The 15,878-nt window shown below is 65.8% G+C and carries 16 protein-coding genes; 6 read left to right on the top strand and 10 right to left on the bottom strand.

Going from position 1 to position 15,878, the window contains the following annotated elements:
- Positions 1–149 precede the first annotated feature (149 nt).
- On the top strand, positions 150–467 hold the full coding sequence (gene flgM, locus SR882_RS04070; protein ID WP_322522071.1) for a flagellar biosynthesis anti-sigma factor FlgM: 318 nt from the start codon (positions 150–152) through the stop codon (positions 465–467).
- A 157-nt stretch (positions 468–624) separates the two neighbouring features.
- Positions 625–1,122 (top strand): flagellar export chaperone FlgN, encoded by a 498-nt coding sequence (gene flgN / locus SR882_RS04065; RefSeq protein ID WP_322522070.1) that lies wholly within the window; start codon positions 625–627, stop codon positions 1,120–1,122.
- A 4-nt stretch (positions 1,123–1,126) separates the two neighbouring features.
- Here flgN and rsmD read toward each other — a convergent pair whose 3' ends face one another.
- A complete protein-coding gene (rsmD, locus tag SR882_RS04060; RefSeq protein ID WP_322522069.1) occupies positions 1,127–1,732 on the bottom strand; it encodes a 16S rRNA (guanine(966)-N(2))-methyltransferase RsmD in 606 nt (201 codons plus the stop codon).
- A gap of 154 nt (positions 1,733–1,886) precedes the next feature.
- Here rsmD and ftsY point away from each other — a divergent pair, with 154 nt between their 5' ends.
- The 4 genes from ftsY to rpoH all read left to right on the top strand — a co-directional run bounded on the left by ftsY (position 1,887) and on the right by rpoH (position 6,098).
- Positions 1,887–3,128, top strand: coding sequence for a signal recognition particle-docking protein FtsY (gene ftsY / locus SR882_RS04055; RefSeq protein ID WP_322522068.1), 1,242 nt, complete (start codon positions 1,887–1,889; stop codon positions 3,126–3,128).
- 298 nt (positions 3,129–3,426) lie between these two features.
- On the top strand, positions 3,427–4,098 hold the full coding sequence (locus tag SR882_RS04050) for a cell division ATP-binding protein FtsE (protein WP_322522067.1): 672 nt from the start codon (positions 3,427–3,429) through the stop codon (positions 4,096–4,098).
- Positions 4,095–5,057: a cell division protein FtsX gene (locus SR882_RS04045; RefSeq protein ID WP_322522066.1), complete on the top strand. Its 963-nt coding sequence runs from the start codon at positions 4,095–4,097 to the stop codon at positions 5,055–5,057. Before SR882_RS04050 ends, SR882_RS04045 begins: the two co-directional genes overlap by 4 nt.
- A gap of 156 nt (positions 5,058–5,213) precedes the next feature.
- The gene (gene rpoH / locus SR882_RS04040) at positions 5,214–6,098 is read left to right on the top strand and encodes an RNA polymerase sigma factor RpoH (protein WP_322522065.1); all 885 of its coding nucleotides are present in this window, start codon (positions 5,214–5,216) and stop codon (positions 6,096–6,098) included.
- Between the two features lie 264 nt (positions 6,099–6,362).
- On the opposite strand, the gene ccoS is transcribed toward rpoH, so the two are convergent.
- The 9 genes from ccoS to SR882_RS03995 form a co-directional block, all read right to left on the bottom strand.
- The gene (gene ccoS / locus SR882_RS04035) at positions 6,363–6,617 is read right to left on the bottom strand and encodes a cbb3-type cytochrome oxidase assembly protein CcoS (RefSeq protein WP_322522064.1); all 255 of its coding nucleotides are present in this window, start codon (positions 6,615–6,617) and stop codon (positions 6,363–6,365) included.
- Between the two features lie 157 nt (positions 6,618–6,774).
- Entirely contained in the window at positions 6,775–7,689 is a 915-nt protein-coding gene (htpX, locus tag SR882_RS04030) for a protease HtpX (protein WP_322522063.1), read from the bottom strand.
- A gap of 208 nt (positions 7,690–7,897) precedes the next feature.
- Positions 7,898–10,132, bottom strand: a complete 2,235-nt coding sequence (parC, locus tag SR882_RS04025; protein ID WP_322522062.1) for a DNA topoisomerase IV subunit A — start codon at positions 10,130–10,132, stop codon at positions 7,898–7,900.
- A gap of 39 nt (positions 10,133–10,171) precedes the next feature.
- Positions 10,172–11,269 carry an LPS export ABC transporter permease LptG gene (gene lptG / locus SR882_RS04020; protein WP_322522061.1) on the bottom strand — a complete coding sequence of 366 codons (1,098 nt, stop codon included), beginning with the start codon at positions 11,267–11,269 and terminating at the stop codon, positions 10,172–10,174.
- Positions 11,256–12,347 carry an LPS export ABC transporter permease LptF gene (lptF, locus tag SR882_RS04015; RefSeq protein ID WP_322522060.1) on the bottom strand — a complete coding sequence of 364 codons (1,092 nt, stop codon included), beginning with the start codon at positions 12,345–12,347 and terminating at the stop codon, positions 11,256–11,258. The genes lptG and lptF overlap by 14 nt, the downstream gene beginning before the upstream one ends.
- Before the next feature lie 4 nt (positions 12,348–12,351).
- Positions 12,352–13,791 (bottom strand): prephenate-dependent tRNA uridine(34) hydroxylase TrhP, encoded by a 1,440-nt coding sequence (gene trhP / locus SR882_RS04010; RefSeq protein WP_322522059.1) that lies wholly within the window; start codon positions 13,789–13,791, stop codon positions 12,352–12,354.
- A 198-nt stretch (positions 13,792–13,989) separates the two neighbouring features.
- Positions 13,990–14,607, bottom strand: a complete 618-nt coding sequence (locus SR882_RS04005) for a pyridoxamine 5'-phosphate oxidase family protein (protein ID WP_322522058.1) — start codon at positions 14,605–14,607, stop codon at positions 13,990–13,992.
- Positions 14,608–14,719: 112 nt separating this feature from the next.
- Positions 14,720–15,271 (bottom strand): DsrE family protein, encoded by a 552-nt coding sequence (locus SR882_RS04000; RefSeq protein WP_322522057.1) that lies wholly within the window; start codon positions 15,269–15,271, stop codon positions 14,720–14,722.
- A 169-nt stretch (positions 15,272–15,440) separates the two neighbouring features.
- On the bottom strand, positions 15,441–15,860 hold the full coding sequence (locus SR882_RS03995) for a hypothetical protein (RefSeq protein WP_322522056.1): 420 nt from the start codon (positions 15,858–15,860) through the stop codon (positions 15,441–15,443).
- Positions 15,861–15,878 lie beyond the last annotated feature (18 nt).

Genomic DNA, 15,878 nt, shown 5'->3' with positions numbered 1-15,878 from the left:
TCCAAAAGTATTTCAGTCGGCGCTAAAGTTTTACGGCAACCGGCCGATGTTCAAGGGCGACGGGACATTTTGAGTTAACCTAGACGCCTGCCAGCCGGGCCCGTGCCACGGCGCGGACACATTGTCCGAGACAGGAAGGATCAAGCACCATGGCAAACGAAATCAACGGCTTCGGCCCGCGCAATCTGGGCCCGAACTCCTCGCTGGACTCGTCCCGCAGTCGGACCGAGGCCAAGGGCGAGAGCCAACAGGCAACCGGCAGCGCGACGACGGGCATCAAGGAGGATGACGCCGTGACGCTCTCCAGCGGGGCTTCCCAGCTCCAGGAAATGGGCCAGGCGCTGGCCGAGTCCGCCCCATTCGATCAGGCCAAGGTCGATCTCATCAAGGATCTGATCAGCCAGGGCGAGTACCAGATCGACTCCGGCCGCATCGCCGAGAAGCTGCGCCAGTTCGAGACGCTGTAATCTCCTTGACGAGCAGGGCGCGGGCAAAGCCCGGCACAAGACACCCCGGCGGGATGACCCGACCGGGGTGCTTCTATTGGGCGCCAGCAATTCGTATGCTCACGCTGACACCCGGCATTCGTGAACATCAAGCAGGAACGCCAAGCAGGCAACCAACATGACCCAGTTCGATACCAGCGCCCCCGCCGATCAATCCCCCTCGCCCACCGACTGGCTGGCCGGCATGCTCGAGCCGGCACGGGCGCTGCTCGAGGACCATCAGGCGCTCGCCGCCCTGCTGCGACGCCAGGAAACCCCGTCGCTCGACGAGTTCGACGAGGTGTTCCGGCAGATCCGCGAACACAACCAGGCACTGGCCGCGGCCGAGCAGGCTCGACTGGACTGGTTGACGTCCGTGGGTGAGGCCGACACCGAAACGGCACTGGAACGCGAGAACGCATCCGCGCGAGCTACCTGGGATGAACTGAAAAGCACCGCCCGCCGATTCCGTGATCTCTCGGAGACCAACCTGATGGCCCTACGGCGCATCGATCATTTCCTCGGCGAGCGGATCGACTTCTTGATCCAGCGCGACGAGCCGGCCGGCTCGCTCTACACCGCCGGCGGCACCGAGCACAACGCCGGCAGTCGCGGGCGGACGCTGGGCGACGCCTGAGGCCTCAAACCCGCCGTTCAAGCAATACCGAGCGGCTCTCCCCTGCCCGCGTCTCGCGGCTCACGACAAACCCACCCGGAAGCCTGAGGGACTCGAGCGCCGCCCCCTCGACAAACACCCGCGCATCCTCGGCCAGCCAGGGTGCCTCGACCAGGGCATCCAGCGCGCCTTGCAACAAATCGGGTTGACGGAACGGCGGGTCGAGAAAGACCAGATCGATCGGCCCATCCAGCGTCTCGGGCACCGCAGACAACCAATGGCGGGCATTCATGGCCCAAACCGAGGACCGTTCCGGCGAGGCATCCAGGCGAGCCAGATTCTCCTCCAGCGCCCTGGCCACCCGCGTCGAACGCTCGACGAACCCCACCCACGCGGCCCCGCGTGAAAGCGCTTCCATACCCAGCACGCCGCTGCCGGCAAACAGATCGAGCACCCGCCACCCCGGCAGGCCCTGCCCCAGCCAGTTGAACAAGGTCTCGCGTACACGATCAGGTGTCGGGCGGAGATCACGCGCCGACGGGAAGCGCAGGCGCCTCGAGCGCCACTCCCCGCCGATGATGCGCACCTGCTCGCCACGCGCCGGGCCGCGCCCCTTCGGTGTGCTGGGCATGAAGACTCTCCTTGCCGATCGCTATGGGTAATGAGCCAACGGTAGGCGGACACCGCCGTTGGGCAATGGCTGCATGATAAACTCCGTCGGCGCCATGCGGGGCACCGCTGCGCCCTGCCAACCATCGGCCGCGAACCCAGGTACCATCGATTTCATGTTCGGATTTCTCAGACGCAAGAAGCGCAAGAACGAAGCCGCCGAGGTCCACGACGACACCCCGCAGGACCTCAACGCGGCCGGTTCCGGCGGCGATGACACAGCGACTCCCGCCGAACCGATAGCCGAAAACGATCAACCAGCCCCATCGCCCGCTGCATCGGCCCTCCAAACCGACCGACCGGCCGAGTCCGCCGACGCTGGCGCACCGACCGCCACGCCGGCTCGGGATGACGACGCCGGGCGTCAGGAAACCGACACCGAGTCGCCATCCCCCGACAAAGCGCCTGCCGTAGCAGCGCCCAAGCCCGAACAATCCGGCTCGCTGTTCAGTCGACTGGCCAAAACCCGGTCGGGACTGACCGAGGGGCTGGGCGACCTGTTCCTCGGCAAGAAACAGATCGACGACGACCTGATCGAGGAACTGGAAACGCGCCTGATCATGGCCGACGTCGGTCAGGCAACCACCGCGGCCCTGATCGACGAATTGACCGACGAGGTCAGCCGCAAGCACGTCAACGACCCCGAGCATCTGTTCGAGACCCTCTACCGCCTGATGGTCGAGCGTCTTGAGGCGGTGCAGCCAACCGAGCCGCCGGCCCGTCGGCAGTCGGGGCGACCGCACGTGATGGTGGTCTGTGGCATCAATGGCGGTGGGAAGACCACCAGCATCGGCAAGCTCGCGCATCGCTTCAAGGCCGGGGGCCGCGACGTGACACTGGCGGCCGCCGATACCTTCCGCGCGGCGGCCGTCGAACAGCTGATCAGCTGGGGCGAGCGCAACGACGTGCGCGTGATCGGCGAACCGGGCCGCGGCGACCCGGCATCGGTCGCCTTCGACGCCGTGAGCTCGGCCAAGGCCCGCAACAGCGACCTGCTGATCGTCGACACCGCCGGACGGCTGCACACGCAATCCGGCCTGATGGACGAACTCGGCAAGCTGATCCGCGTGATCTCCAAGGCCGAACCCGAGGCACCCGACGAGGTGCTGCTGGTGATCGATGCCAGCATCGGCCAGAACGCACTCGTCCAGGCCCGGCAGTTCAACCAGGCGGTGAAGCTCACTGGCCTGATCGTCACCAAGCTCGACGGCACGGCCAAGGGCGGCATTGTCTTTGCCATCGCCGACGAACTCGGCCTGCCGATTCATTTCATCGGCGTGGGCGAGAAGGCCGAGGACCTGCGCCCATTCGAGCCGCGCGCCTTCGTCGACGCCCTGCTCGACCGTCAACCGGACTGAGGCACGAATGCATCGGAAACCGTCATGAGCAAGTTCGAGTGCCGGATTCGAGAACAAGATTCGAGGGCAAGGAGCCGCGCCGTGAGCGAAGAGACACATCCAGTCGATAGGCGAATGCAGACCAGCCATGGCTGGCTTGCGTCACACGCGCTGCGCACCTTCCGCCTTGCCCCTTGCAAAGCCAATGACCTTTCCGGACGTGGGCGAAGCCTGCGCTCGCGAGGGGCCAGGAAGGCCCGAGACGGGCACGCGACGCCGCCATCGAACGGCGCAACCGGTTTTCGAGGTGCCCGCCACCATGATTGAGTTCGCCAATGTCTCCCGCCGCTACGCCAACGGGCAATTCGGTCTGCAGGACATCAACTTCCGCCTGCCCACCGGCCGAATGGCATTCCTTACCGGCCACTCCGGGGCCGGCAAGTCGACGCTGTTGCGCCTGATCCCGGCGCTCGACCGCCCCACCTCGGGCAAGGTGCTGATCGGCGGCTACGATCTCAACAAGATGGGCCGACACCAGTACCCCAAGCTGCGTCGGCAAATCGGCGTGGTTTTCCAAGACCACCACCTGCTGACCGACCGGCTCGTGTTCGACAACGTCGCCCTGCCCTTGCAGGTCTCCGGCTATCTGCCCGGTGATGTCCGGCGGCGCGTGGATGCCGCGCTCGACAAGGTCGGCTTGCTGGGCCGTCAGCGTGCCCGTATCGAGGAGCTCTCCGGCGGCGAACAGCAACGGGTCAACATCGCCCGCGCGCTGGTCAACCGACCGCGGATCCTGCTGGCCGACGAACCCACGGGTAACCTCGACCCCGACCTGTCGCGCGACATCTTCGACCGCTTCTTCGAATTCCACGCCGTCGGGGTGACCGTGTTGATTGCCAGTCACGACGTCGAGCTCCTCAAGCAATACCCGGTGCCGCGCATCGCCCTTAACGAGGGGCGCATCAGCGCATTCGAGGAGGCCGACTCATGAGTGCCACGGCAACCAACGACGCTCGCGGCAACAGCGAGAAGAGCCGGCGACCGCTTGCAGCCTGGCGGCGTCACCATCGCCAGTGCCTGCGCGGGGCCTTTGCGCGACTGATCCGACGCCCGGTCGGTGCCTGGGCCACCATCCTGGTGCTGGGAGTCGTGCTCAGCCTGCCCGCGCTGGTGATGACCCTCGGCCACCAAGTCGAGCGGCTGGGCGCCATCTGGATGAGCGACGCCGCCCGCATGGACATCTACCTGGCCACCGATGCCGACGAGACCGCACGCCAGACACTGCGCGACTGGCTCGACCGACAGGCGACCGTGGCCGAGCAACGCGTCATCCCGCCCGAGGAGGGTCTGGAGGCGCTGACCGAGCGACTGCACATCGATGGCCTGGAGGCACTCGAGTCCAACCCGCTGCCGTGGGTGATCGAACTGACCCTGAGCGACGCGCGCCCCGACACCCGTCTGGCACTGGCCGAGAGTCTGCGCGAACAGCCAGCCGTGGCCGAATTTTCCTCCGGGGACGACTGGATCCAGCGCCTCGAGCAGATCCGCGCCTTCTTCGACGAACTGGGCTGGTGGCTCCTGATCCTGCTGGGCATGACCGTGGTGTTCGTCGTCGGCAACACCCTGAGGCTCGAACTGCACGAGCGCCGCCGCGAGATCGCACTGATCGCGCTGATCGGCGGCACGGAACGCTACATGCTGCGCCCGCTGCTCTACGACGGCACGCTGAGCGGCCTGCTCGGCGGATTGGTGGCCAGCGGGCTGGTCGGCCTGGCCCTGTCGGTCACCTCGGGTCCGATCGAGCGCTTCGCCGCGTCCTACGGCGCGGCCATCTCGCCCCAGCTCGACCCGGCGCTGGTCCTGCTCCTGATGACCGCCGGCGCCCTGCTTGGCTGGCTGTCGGCCCAGGTCATCGGACGGTTCTATATCGGCCGGCTGAGCACGCCATGATTTTTATCGATGGGTGGATTAGTCTCACCGTTCTGACCCGCGGTCCGTGGAACTTGCCCCGCGTTTAGCACTCTCACATCGCGAGTGCTAACATATGAGGCTACGACACGATTGGGATACTTGCGAGGCGAGAGAATGCACACAGCAGGCAGCCAGATGACAGACAACAAATCGCGGGACATCAACCCGTCCGCCGGCATGACCATGCCGGTGATCGGCGATTCGTTGTCGCAATACCTCAACGAAGTGCGTCGTCTACCCGTCATCTCCGTCGAGGAAGAACAGGCGCTGGGCCATCGACTGAAGGAAACCGGTGATATCGAGGCGGCACAGAAGCTCGTGCTCGGTCACCTGCGGTTCGTCGTGCATGTCGCGCGAGGCTACCGGGGCTACGGCCTGCCGCTGGCCGATCTGATCCAGGAAGGCAACATCGGCCTGATGAAGGCGGTCAAGCGCTTCGATCCGGACCAGAAGGTCCGCCTGGTGACGTTCGCGGTGCACTGGATCCGCGCCGAGATCCACGAGTACATTCTCAAGAACTGGCGGATCGTCAAGGTGGCAACCACCAAGGCGCAGCGCAAGCTGTTCTTCAAGATGCGCCAGATGAAGAATTCCATCGGCTGGCTGAGCAAGTCACAAGCCGAGGCGATGGCCGAGGAGCTCGACGTGCCCGAGCGCGAGGTCATGACCATGGAGGCCCGGCTCTACGGGCGTGACATGGGTCTCGACACCCCGGCGTACGACGGTTCGGAGGATGGCGAGGGCCCGTCCTACGAGCAGATCATGGTCGACCAGGACGCGCCTTCGGTCGAGGACATCGCCTCGCAGCGCGACGACGACGATCGGGTCGAGGCGATGACCGCCGCCCTTTCGACGCTCGATGAGCGCAGCCGCGACATCCTTTCCCGTCGCTGGCTGGACGAGCCCAAGGCTACCCTGCAGACGCTGGCCGACGAGTACGGCGTGTCGGCGGAGCGCATCCGCCAGATTGAGACGGCAGCACTCAAGAAGCTGCGCACCGCGCTGCCCCAGCCGGCCTGATCTCGACCCGGTTCCATACGGGAAAACAAAAAAGCCACCGCGGATGCGGTGGCTTTTTTCGTTGCTGACCGGGCGCCTCGAATGCGCGGGTGATCAGCCGAAGAAGATGACGCTCAGGAAGCTCAGCCAGGAAAACACGATCAGGCCGACGATGAACGTGAACGCGAAGTTGTCGAAGTTGAAGAAGTCTTTCATGTCTGGTTCCTCCCGTTGATGGTCGTATCGTAAACCAGCCCCCCGGCAATGTCACTAGTTGGGTCGGGGTTATTCGCCACCCGCGCGCGGTGACTTTCCCCCCGCCTCGTGACGCGCTCGGCCAGCGCTTTCGGCGTCGGGCGCGTCCGCGCCTTGCGTCTCCTGATTGGTCGGGATCTTGGGGTCGTCATCGTCCATGAGAATACGGTGTGCCGGACCTTCCAGGTCCTCGTACTGATTGTTCCGGATCGCCCAGAACGCGGCCCAGACCAGGCCCGCGACCACCAGCATGCTCAACGGCACGAACAGAAACAGGACTTCCATCACGTTGCTCCATCAGGGTGTGGTTGCGATTGCACCGATCTCGGTTGCCGAGCGACAAGAAGGCCCGCACGTGGCGGGCCTTCGGTTTCGGCCCCGCGGGGCCGGCAATTGTCACCCGCCGTCAGCGGGGTTTCAAATCGCGATCCCGGGCAGGCGATCAGGCGACCTGGGCCTGACCTTTGGCCGCGCGCAGGGCCGCGATCCGCTCGTCCAGCGGCGGGTGCGACATGAACAGCCGGCCGAACTTGCCGCCGCGACCGAAGATGCCGAAGGCCTGCATCTGGGCCGGCATGTCCGACGGTCGATCATAGTTGAGCTTCAGACGCTCGAGTGCGGCGATCATCTTCTCGCGACCGGCCAGACGGGCGCCGGCGTCGTCGGCGCGGAACTCCCGCTGACGGGAGAACCACATGACGATGGTGCTCGCCAGGATGCCGAAGATGATTTCGGCCACGATCGTGGTGACGAAAAAGCCGATGCCCGGCCCCTCTTCGTTCTTGAAGATCATGCGATCGACGAAGAAACCCACGATGCGGGCGAAGAAGATCACGAAGGTGTTCACCACCCCCTGAATCAACGTCAGGGTAATCATGTCGCCGTTGGCAATGTGGCCCACCTCGTGACCCAGGACGGCCTCGGCCTCGTCACGGGTCATGTTGGAAAGCAGCCCCGTGGAGACGGCGACCAGCGCCTTGTTGCGGCTTGCGCCGGTGGCAAAGGCGTTGATCTCGGGCGAGTCGTAGATGGCCACCTCGGGCATGCCGATGCCGGCCTCGCGGGCCTGGCGCTGGACGGTCTCGACCAGCCAGCGCTCGCCCTCGGAGCTCGGCTGCTCGATCACCTGCGCGCCGACGCTCTTCTTGGCGATCCACTTGGACATCAACAGCGAGATCAGTGAGCCGCCGAAGCCGAACACCGCAGCCAGCACCAGCGTGGACGTCAGGTTGATGGTACCCGCCTGGTAATCCATCGTCCGGCCGAGACCGAAGACGCTGGAAATCACGAACCAGACGATCATCAGTACGACGATCACGGCCAGGTTAGTCAGCAGGAACAAGCCGATGCGTTTCATCTCTACCTCAGGTATGAGTGGTTGGTCGTCAGCGGGTGGACTCGACGTCCACGCGCCGGGGCCGAACGCCGTCGCGGCGCCCGATGAAGCCTACCCCAATCTGGGGTGCGGTGGTGGGTTTTTCAAGCGGCTTTCGCAACGCGGGGCTATCGGTTAGGAAAACTCAGCAGGCCTCGCCACGCCGGCCGGGAGACAGCCGCAAGATCACTCAACCGCTGGCCGAGGCCGCAGCCAGGGCATCGACACGGGTCAGCCCCCGCGGCAGGCTGCGTCCGCGTGCGGCCCGCTTGCCGCGATACAGGGCCAGATCGGCCGGCTTGATGGTCATGGTGCGCGCCCCGGCGGTCACGCGCAGGCCATCGTCCTCGCCCAATGCGGCCACGGCGACGATCTCCGCCCCGGCCTTCAGCGCCACCAGCTTGTTGCCCTTGCCCTTGGCCAGCACCGGCAGCTCGTCGGCATCCACCACCAGCACGTGACCATCGCTGGTGGCCACGGCGAGGTAGGCAAACCCCTTGCCCGGCAGTGCCGGCTGCCCGGGGACGGCGCCCTTGGGCAGGGAGAAGACCTTCTTGCCGGCGCGCTGGCGCCCCACCAGGTCGCCAACCGAGGTAACAAAACCGAACCCGGCCGGCGACCAGAGGACCACGCGCTGCTCGGGCTCGCCCATCGCCAGCGCGGTGAAGCACGCCCCGGAGGGCGGCGTGACCCGGCCGGTCACCGGCTCGCCCTGCCCCCGCGCCGACGGCAGGGTGTGGGTGGCCAGGGTGTAGGCGCGGCCGGTGTCGTCGAAGACCACCGTCGGCTGGGTCGAACGCCCGGCGATATGCGCCTGGTAGCCATCCCCCGCTTTGTAGGACAGTGACTCGGGATCCACGTCATGGCCCTTGGCCGCCCGGATCCAGCCATTGTGGCTCAGCACCACGGTCACCGGCTCGGCGGTCATCAGGCGGGTCTCGTCGAGCGGCTGGGCCGATTCGCGCGTGACCAGCCGCGAGCGGCGCACATCGCCGTACTCCTTGGCATCACTGACCAGCTCGTCGCGCATCAGGCCCCGCAGCGCTTGCTTGTCGGCCAACAGCGTGCGGATACCCTCGGCCTCCTCGGCCAGCTCGGCCTGCTCCTTTTTGACCGCGATCTCCTCGATCTTGGCCAGTTGGCGCAGTCGGATCTCGAGAATCGAGTCGGCCTGCAGCTCGGTCAGCTCGAAACGGGCGATCAGCTCGGCCTTGGGGTCCTCGGCCTCGCGGATGATCGCGATCACCTCGTCGATATTGAGGAACGCGATCAGCAGGCCGGCGAGAATCTCGAGGCGGCGCTCGATCTTGGCCAACCGCCACTCGAGCCGGCGGCGCAGCGTGGCCTGACGGAAGGCGAGCCATTCGGTCAGCATGTCGCGGAGATTGAGCACCTGCGGCCGCCCGTCGGCGGTGATCACGTTCATGTTGATCCGGTAGCTCTTCTCCAGATCGGTGGTCGCGAACAGGTGCGCCATCAGCGCCTCGATGTCGACCTGGCGGCTGCGCGGCACGATCACCAGCCGCGTGGGCGATTCGTGATCCGACTCGTCGCGCAGGTCGGTGACCAGCGGCAGCTTCTTGGCGTGCATCTGGCCGGCGATCTGCTCGAGGATCTTCGAACCGGAGACCTGAAACGGCAACGCGGTGACCACGATCTGGCCCGACTCGAGCTCGTAACGGGCCCGCTGGCGCACGTTGCCGGTGCCCGTCTCGTACATCCGGCGGATGTCCTCGGGCGGCGTGATGATCTCGCCCTCGGTGGGAAAGTCCGGTCCCTTCACGTGCTTGCACAGCGCCGCGACGTCGGCCTCGGGATTCTCGATCAGCGCCACGCAGGCGTTGACCACCTCCTTGAGGTTGTGCGGCGGGATGTCGGTCGACAGGCCCACGGCAATGCCGGTCGAGCCGTTCAGCAGCACGTTGGGCAGGCGCGCGGGCAGCAGCGATGGCTCGGTAAGCGTGCCGTCGAAGTTGTCGACCCAGTCGACCGTGCCCTGGTCGGCCTCGGCCAGCAGCGTCTGGGCATAGCGGGTCAGGCGCGACTCGGTGTAGCGCATCGCGGCAAACGACTTGGGGTCGTCCGGCGAACCGAAGTTGCCCTGCCCGTCGATCAGCGGGTAGCGATACGAGAACGGCTGGGCCATCAGCACCATGGCCTCGTAGCAGGCCGAGTCACCGTGGGGGTGGTACTTGCCGAGCACGTCGCCCACGGTGCGCGCGGACTTCTTGTGCTTGGCCAGGGCCGAGAGCCCCAGCTCGCTCATGGCGTAGACGATGCGCCGTTGCACGGGCTTGAGGCCATCGGCGACGTGCGGCAGGGCCCGGTCGAGGATGACGTACATGGCGTAGTTGAGGTACGCCTTTTCCGTGAAGGCGCCGATCGACTGGCGCTCGAATTCGTTGCTGCTTGAATCTTCGAACATGCGAGTCCCTTGTATGCCTCGTAAAGGAAGGTCTGCCCGTCAGCCGGTCCCCCGGCGGACACGAGGGGTCGCCCGATACAATGCCACCACCCCGGCGATCGAGAACAGGGCCGGTGGCAGAATCGTACTGAGAATCGGGGAAATATCGTAGGCCGGCGCCAGCGCCGAGACGATCTGGGTGAGCGTCATGTAGGCCACGCCCAGCAGAATGGCGATGAACAGCCAGCGCCCGGCCGAGCCGCCCCGCTGGGCGACGAAGACGAACGGCAGGGTCACCAGCAGCATCGCGAGCACCGAGATCGGCTGGACCACCCGCGACCACATCGCCGTGGCATAGACCGAGGCATCCAGCTGGTTACGCTCGAGGTAGGCGACATACTCGGACAGTTGCGCGACGTTCATGTAGCGCGGGTTGAGCGCGGCGATCTCGAGCACCTCGCGGTCGAACAGGCGCATCTCGTCCTCGCCAAGCCGCTCGACGGCCACCGGCTCGGCGGGCGTCTCGATCGACAGCCGCGTGTCGACCACCTCCTCGAGCCGCCAGCGATCCCCACCCAGGCTTTCGGCGCGCGTCGCCTCGAGCACCCGTCGTGGTCGGCCGTCTGCGCCCAACTCGAACACCCGCAAGCCCAGCAGCTGGCCGTCGACCAACGCCCGCTCGACGTTCACGATCCGGTCGCCCTCGCGCAGCCAGAAGCCGCTGGCGAGATCCGTGCTGACCTGCTTTTCCGTGGCCGCCGCGCGCATTTGATTGGCCGCCGCCTGCCCCCAGGCGCCGATGGTCTCGCCCATCACGGTCCCCAGGGCCGCGAGAATGACCCCCGCGATCAGCACCGGGCGGGCCAGGCGCAGTAACGACATGCCTGTCGCCCGCATCACGGTCAGTTCGGAGTGGGCCGCCAGCGCGCCGAGGCTCAGCAGCCCGCCGACCAGCACCGTGACCGGAAAGAGCTCGTAGAGATAGCCCGGCGTGCTCATCACCACGAACCGCATCGCCTGGAAGGTGGTGTAGCCCGGACCGATCTTGCTGAACTCGTCGATCATGCCGAACACCAGGATCAGCACGCCGAAGGCCGCCGAGGCCGCCAGCCCGCCGGTCACCACACTGCGAATCAGATAGCGATCAAGCGTATTCACGGCGTCCCTTCCACAGGCTGCGCAATCGCCCCCAGCCGCCTCGCGCCGACCAGAACAGCGCCCCCCACAGCAGCAGGAACCCGCCGTGCGCCAGGGCGACGGCCCCGACCAAGCCATAATGGTTGGCCTCGATACCATCGGAGACCAACGGCACGACATTGAAGTACAGGGCGTAGAGCAGGAACGCCCAGAACAGGCGCCCGTAACGCCCGCTACGCGGCGGCGCCTGAGCCAGCGGGATGGCAATCAGCACCAGCACCAGGGCGATGATGCCCTGCGAGAGGCGTTCGAACAGTTCGGCATGATCGTTGGGGTTGCCGGAGAGCCAAAGCTCGCCGGAAGAGCGCACGCTGGCCTCGCCGCCATCGGCATCCGACTGCCCTGGCAGGCGGACCAGGTGGCGATCGTAGTCGAGCCGGTTCCAGTCGGCCGTACCGACGGTCCCGCCGATGCGCCGACCGTCCTCGAGCGCGATGTAGCGCTGCCCGTCCTCCTCGACCATCACGCCCATCGGCGCGCTCTCGACCGCGATCGAGCCATCCTCGGCGCGGTCGAACAGGAAGATGCGCTGGTAGCCACCGTTCTCGGACGAGCCCACGTAGGCCACCAGCCGGCCCTCGTTGGCCTCGATGAAACGGCCGACCGGGACCTGCTGACCGATGTAATCCGACTGTGCGCCCTCGACCATGCGATCCCGCGCCTGCTCGGCCATCGGCCAGCCGAACAGCGCGATCCAGCCGGCCAGCAGCGCCAGCGGTATGCCCAACGGCAGCAACGCTCCCGTGATGCGCCACAGGCCGAAACCGCTCGAGCGCATGATCGTCTGCTCGCTGTCGCGATTGAGTCGCCCGAGCGCGAACATCAGGCCGATGAACGTCGCCACCGGGATGACGTACATCAGCATCTTGACCAGGTTGAAGCCCAGCAGATTGGGCACCAGCGCGGCCGGCAGGGTGCCCTCGGCGGCCAGCGACAGCGCCCGGGCCAGCAGATTGGTGGCCATGATCAGCATCAGCACGGTGGTCACCGCACCGATGGAGATCAGCGCCTCGCGACGCAGGTAACCGCCGAGCCGCACGCCGTCAGTCGGCCAGATTGCGGGCGATCAGCCCGTAGCGCAGCCGATCGCCGAAGCCTTGCGCACCGTCAGGCAGGCGCAGGCGTACCTGCCAGCCACTGCCGGGTGCCTCGTCGAGCGGCTTGCCCTCCAGCGTCTGCATCTCGGCGAGCTGATCGACCCGGTTGCCGTCCGGCAGCAGGAAGGTGATTTCGTCACCCAGCTTGATCTTGTTCTTGATCTCGACCTGCGCCCAGTCGCCATCGACCTCGTTGATCTCGCCGACGAACTGCTGCTGACGACTCTTGGAGACGCCCTCGATGTAGTTCTGGTATTCCTGCGTGTGGTGGCGCTTGTAGAAGCCGTCGGTGTAGCCGCGATTGGCCAGGTTGTCGAGATCGGCGATCAGCTCCTCGTTGAACGGTCGCCCCGCCATGGCATCGTCGATCGCCTGGCGGTAGACCTGCGCGGTGCGGGCGACGTAGTAGTGCGACTTGGTGCGCCCCTCGATCTTGAGGCAGTCCACGCCGATGTCGACCAGCGCCTGGACGTGCTCGACGGCCCGCAGGTCGCGCGAGTTGAGGATGTAGGTGCCGTGCTCGTCTTCCTCGATCGGCATCTGCTCGCCGGGGCGGCTCTTCTCCTCGAGCAGATAGACCTGGTCGGCCAGCGGGTGACGTTCCTGATCGCCCATCGCCCCGTCCGTCATCGGGTTGGCGGCGTTGAGCGCATCCAGCGAGATGGGCTGCTCCTTGGACAGCTCCTGGGACTTCTCGCCGGCCGGCTCGGGACGCACCACCCCCGAGATGTCCTCGGAGGCATTCTGCGGGGTGTATTCCCAGCGACAGGCGTTGGTGCAGGTGCCCTGGTTGGGATCGCGGTGGTTGAAGTATCCCGACAGCAGGCAGCGCCCCGAGTAGGCGATGCACAACGCGCCGTGGACGAACACCTCCAGTTCCATGTTGGGGCACATCTGGCGGATCTCGCGGATCTCCTCGAGCGACAACTCGCGCGACAGGATCACGCGGGTCACGCCCACCGACTCCCAGAACTTCACCGTGGCCCAGTTGACCGTGTTGGACTGGACCGACAGGTGAACGGGCATCTCCGGGAAGGCCTCGCGCACCATCATGATCAGGCCGGGGTCGGCCATGATGAAGGCATCGGGCTTCATGGCGACGATGGGTTCCATGTCGCGGATGAAGGTCTTGAGCTTGCTGTTGTGCGGCGAGACGTTGACCGTGACGAAGAACTGCTTGCCCGCGGCATGCGCCTCCTCGATACCGATGCGCAGGTTGTCCTCGAGGAAGTCGTTGTTGCGGGTACGCAGGCTGTAACGCGGCAGGCCAGCGTAGACGGCGTCCGCGCCATAGGCGAAGGCGTAACGCATCGACTTGATGGTCCCGGCCGGGGACAGGAGCTCGGGCGCCTTGCGGGCGGCGCCGGCGGGGGAAGCCTGGGTCATGGAGGGCTCCGAAATGCAGGAATTCGTGTGTGGCGCGCGATTCTAACAGGTTGACCGGAAAGGGCCGTGAAAGAGGTCAGAGGTCAGAGGTCAGAGCGAGATGCTGCGAGTCTCGACGTCGGTGCCAAGCCCTATCCACCAGAGTCTTCCGTCTGAGTTCTTTCCTTTCTGATCTCTGATTTCTGCCCACTGACGTCGTCAGTAGAGCGTCCGAGCCTGGCGTTCGTCGAGACCGTCATCGTAGGCGGCGCCGTCGATGCTCGAGTCGGGGACACCGGCGAGCATTTCGCCGGCGGTCGGCGTTCCCTCTGACAACGCCCGACTCTCCGGATCCCATAGTCGGGCGCGCAGCAAGGCCCGGGCGCACTGAAAGAACACCGTCTCGATTTCGACCACGATCACGCACTGCGGCGGCTTGCCCTTCATGGCGGTCTGTTCCAGCAGGGCCGGGTCGGTGGTGATCCGGGCACGCCCGTTGACCCGCAGGGTCTCGCTCTTGCCGGGCACCAGGAACAGCAGGCCGACGCGCGGGTCGTCGATCAGGTTGCGCAGGCTGTCGATGCGGTTGTTGCCGCGGCGCTCGGGCAACGCAATGTGCCGATCATCAAGCACCTGCACGAACCCGGCCGGATCACCGCGCGGCGAACAATCCAGGCCGCCCGCCCCGTTCGTGGCCATTACGTAAAACGGCGAGGCCTCAATCAGGCGACGGTAGACCGGCACGAGGCGGTCGACCTCTTTTCTGATCGCCGCCTCGCCGGGCTTTTCGAACAGGGATTCGAGTGCATCGTGCGACTGGATCTGGTGTGGGTCCAAAACCGGGCTCCTCGGGACAGGGGAAACGGCCCCAAGGATACGGCAAAGCCGGCTGGTGCGGACCCTGGGCTCATCACCCTGGGCTCATCACCTTGGACTCACCACGCTGGGCTCAGCGCATCGACTCGATCGATTGGGTGCGCACGAACACCTCGGGCTTGATCACCGCGTAGCCCTGCTGCTGGTAATGGACCAGGTCGGTGAAGGCCGAGGGCACCAGGGTAATGAAGTCCTGGAAATCCTCGCGGTCGTAGTCATAGTCCTCGGCGGCCAGGCCGCAGACATGGAAATCGACGCCCAGGCTGGCGTAGTAGCGCATGCGGGCAACCGCATCCTCGTACTTCGCCTCGTTCTTTTTCGCCACGGTGACGATCTCGGTGCCGTGGATCACGACCACGATATCCATGTCCAGCATGGGGTCCATGTTGTACGGACTGGCCTGCAACGGATTCATCAGGGAGCGCACCCAGTACAGGGCGGCGTTGATCTTGCCCGGATCGTCCAGATAGAAGTCGTAGACCACCCTCGGCGGCTCGTAGTCGGGCGTGATGACCTTCGCCTGCGCCCAGACGGTCGAAGAACCCAGCGTCGCGAACGCCAGGCCGAGCCACATCAGGAATGCCGGCATCGCCAGGTGCCGGGCGGGGAGGATCTTGCGTTTCATGACGGCCACCTCTCGTCGTGCCGGACCACGCACACGATGTGCCGCCTGGCGCCATCGAGCCCCAGCCACATCGACCAGGAAAGGTCCGGATGTCCCTCGATTAGAGCGTAGGCCATCAATCACCCGACGTTACAAAGAAAACAACGCCTTGCGATTCGTTTGTCGGCTTTCAGTCCTCGCGACGCGCGCAGGCCGGGGTGTCGTCGGGATGCTCAACCGCTCGCGCCACCCGGTCGACGAACTCGCCCACCTCATCCGAGCTCAGGACCGACAGCATCCGACTCATGATCGACGGCTCGATCGGGGCGAAGCTCGACTGGCCGTCCGCCAGCGTCACCCACACCCCGGCGGAGATGGCGGCCTCTGCTCGACCGTCGCGAAACAGTTCCGCCTCGGCCGCCTGTGTTTCCTCCTCGTACCAACCCTCGATCCGATCGGCCAGTTCATCGCTGATGTCATCGGGAATCGAGATGGTCGTGGCCTCCTCGGCCATCGGGTCGCGCGCCACGCCCACCGACAGCCCCTCGGCCTCGAGCCGCTTGACGAACCCCGCGCCGCGATCCGGCGTCAGAAACGTGAACTCGTACATTTCCCCTCCAACTGTTTG

It is taken from the genome of Guyparkeria halophila (assembly GCF_034479635.1).
GTDB lineage: Bacteria > Pseudomonadota > Gammaproteobacteria > Halothiobacillales > Halothiobacillaceae > Guyparkeria > Guyparkeria halophila.
This window is presented reverse-complemented; position numbering and strand designations above follow the sequence as displayed.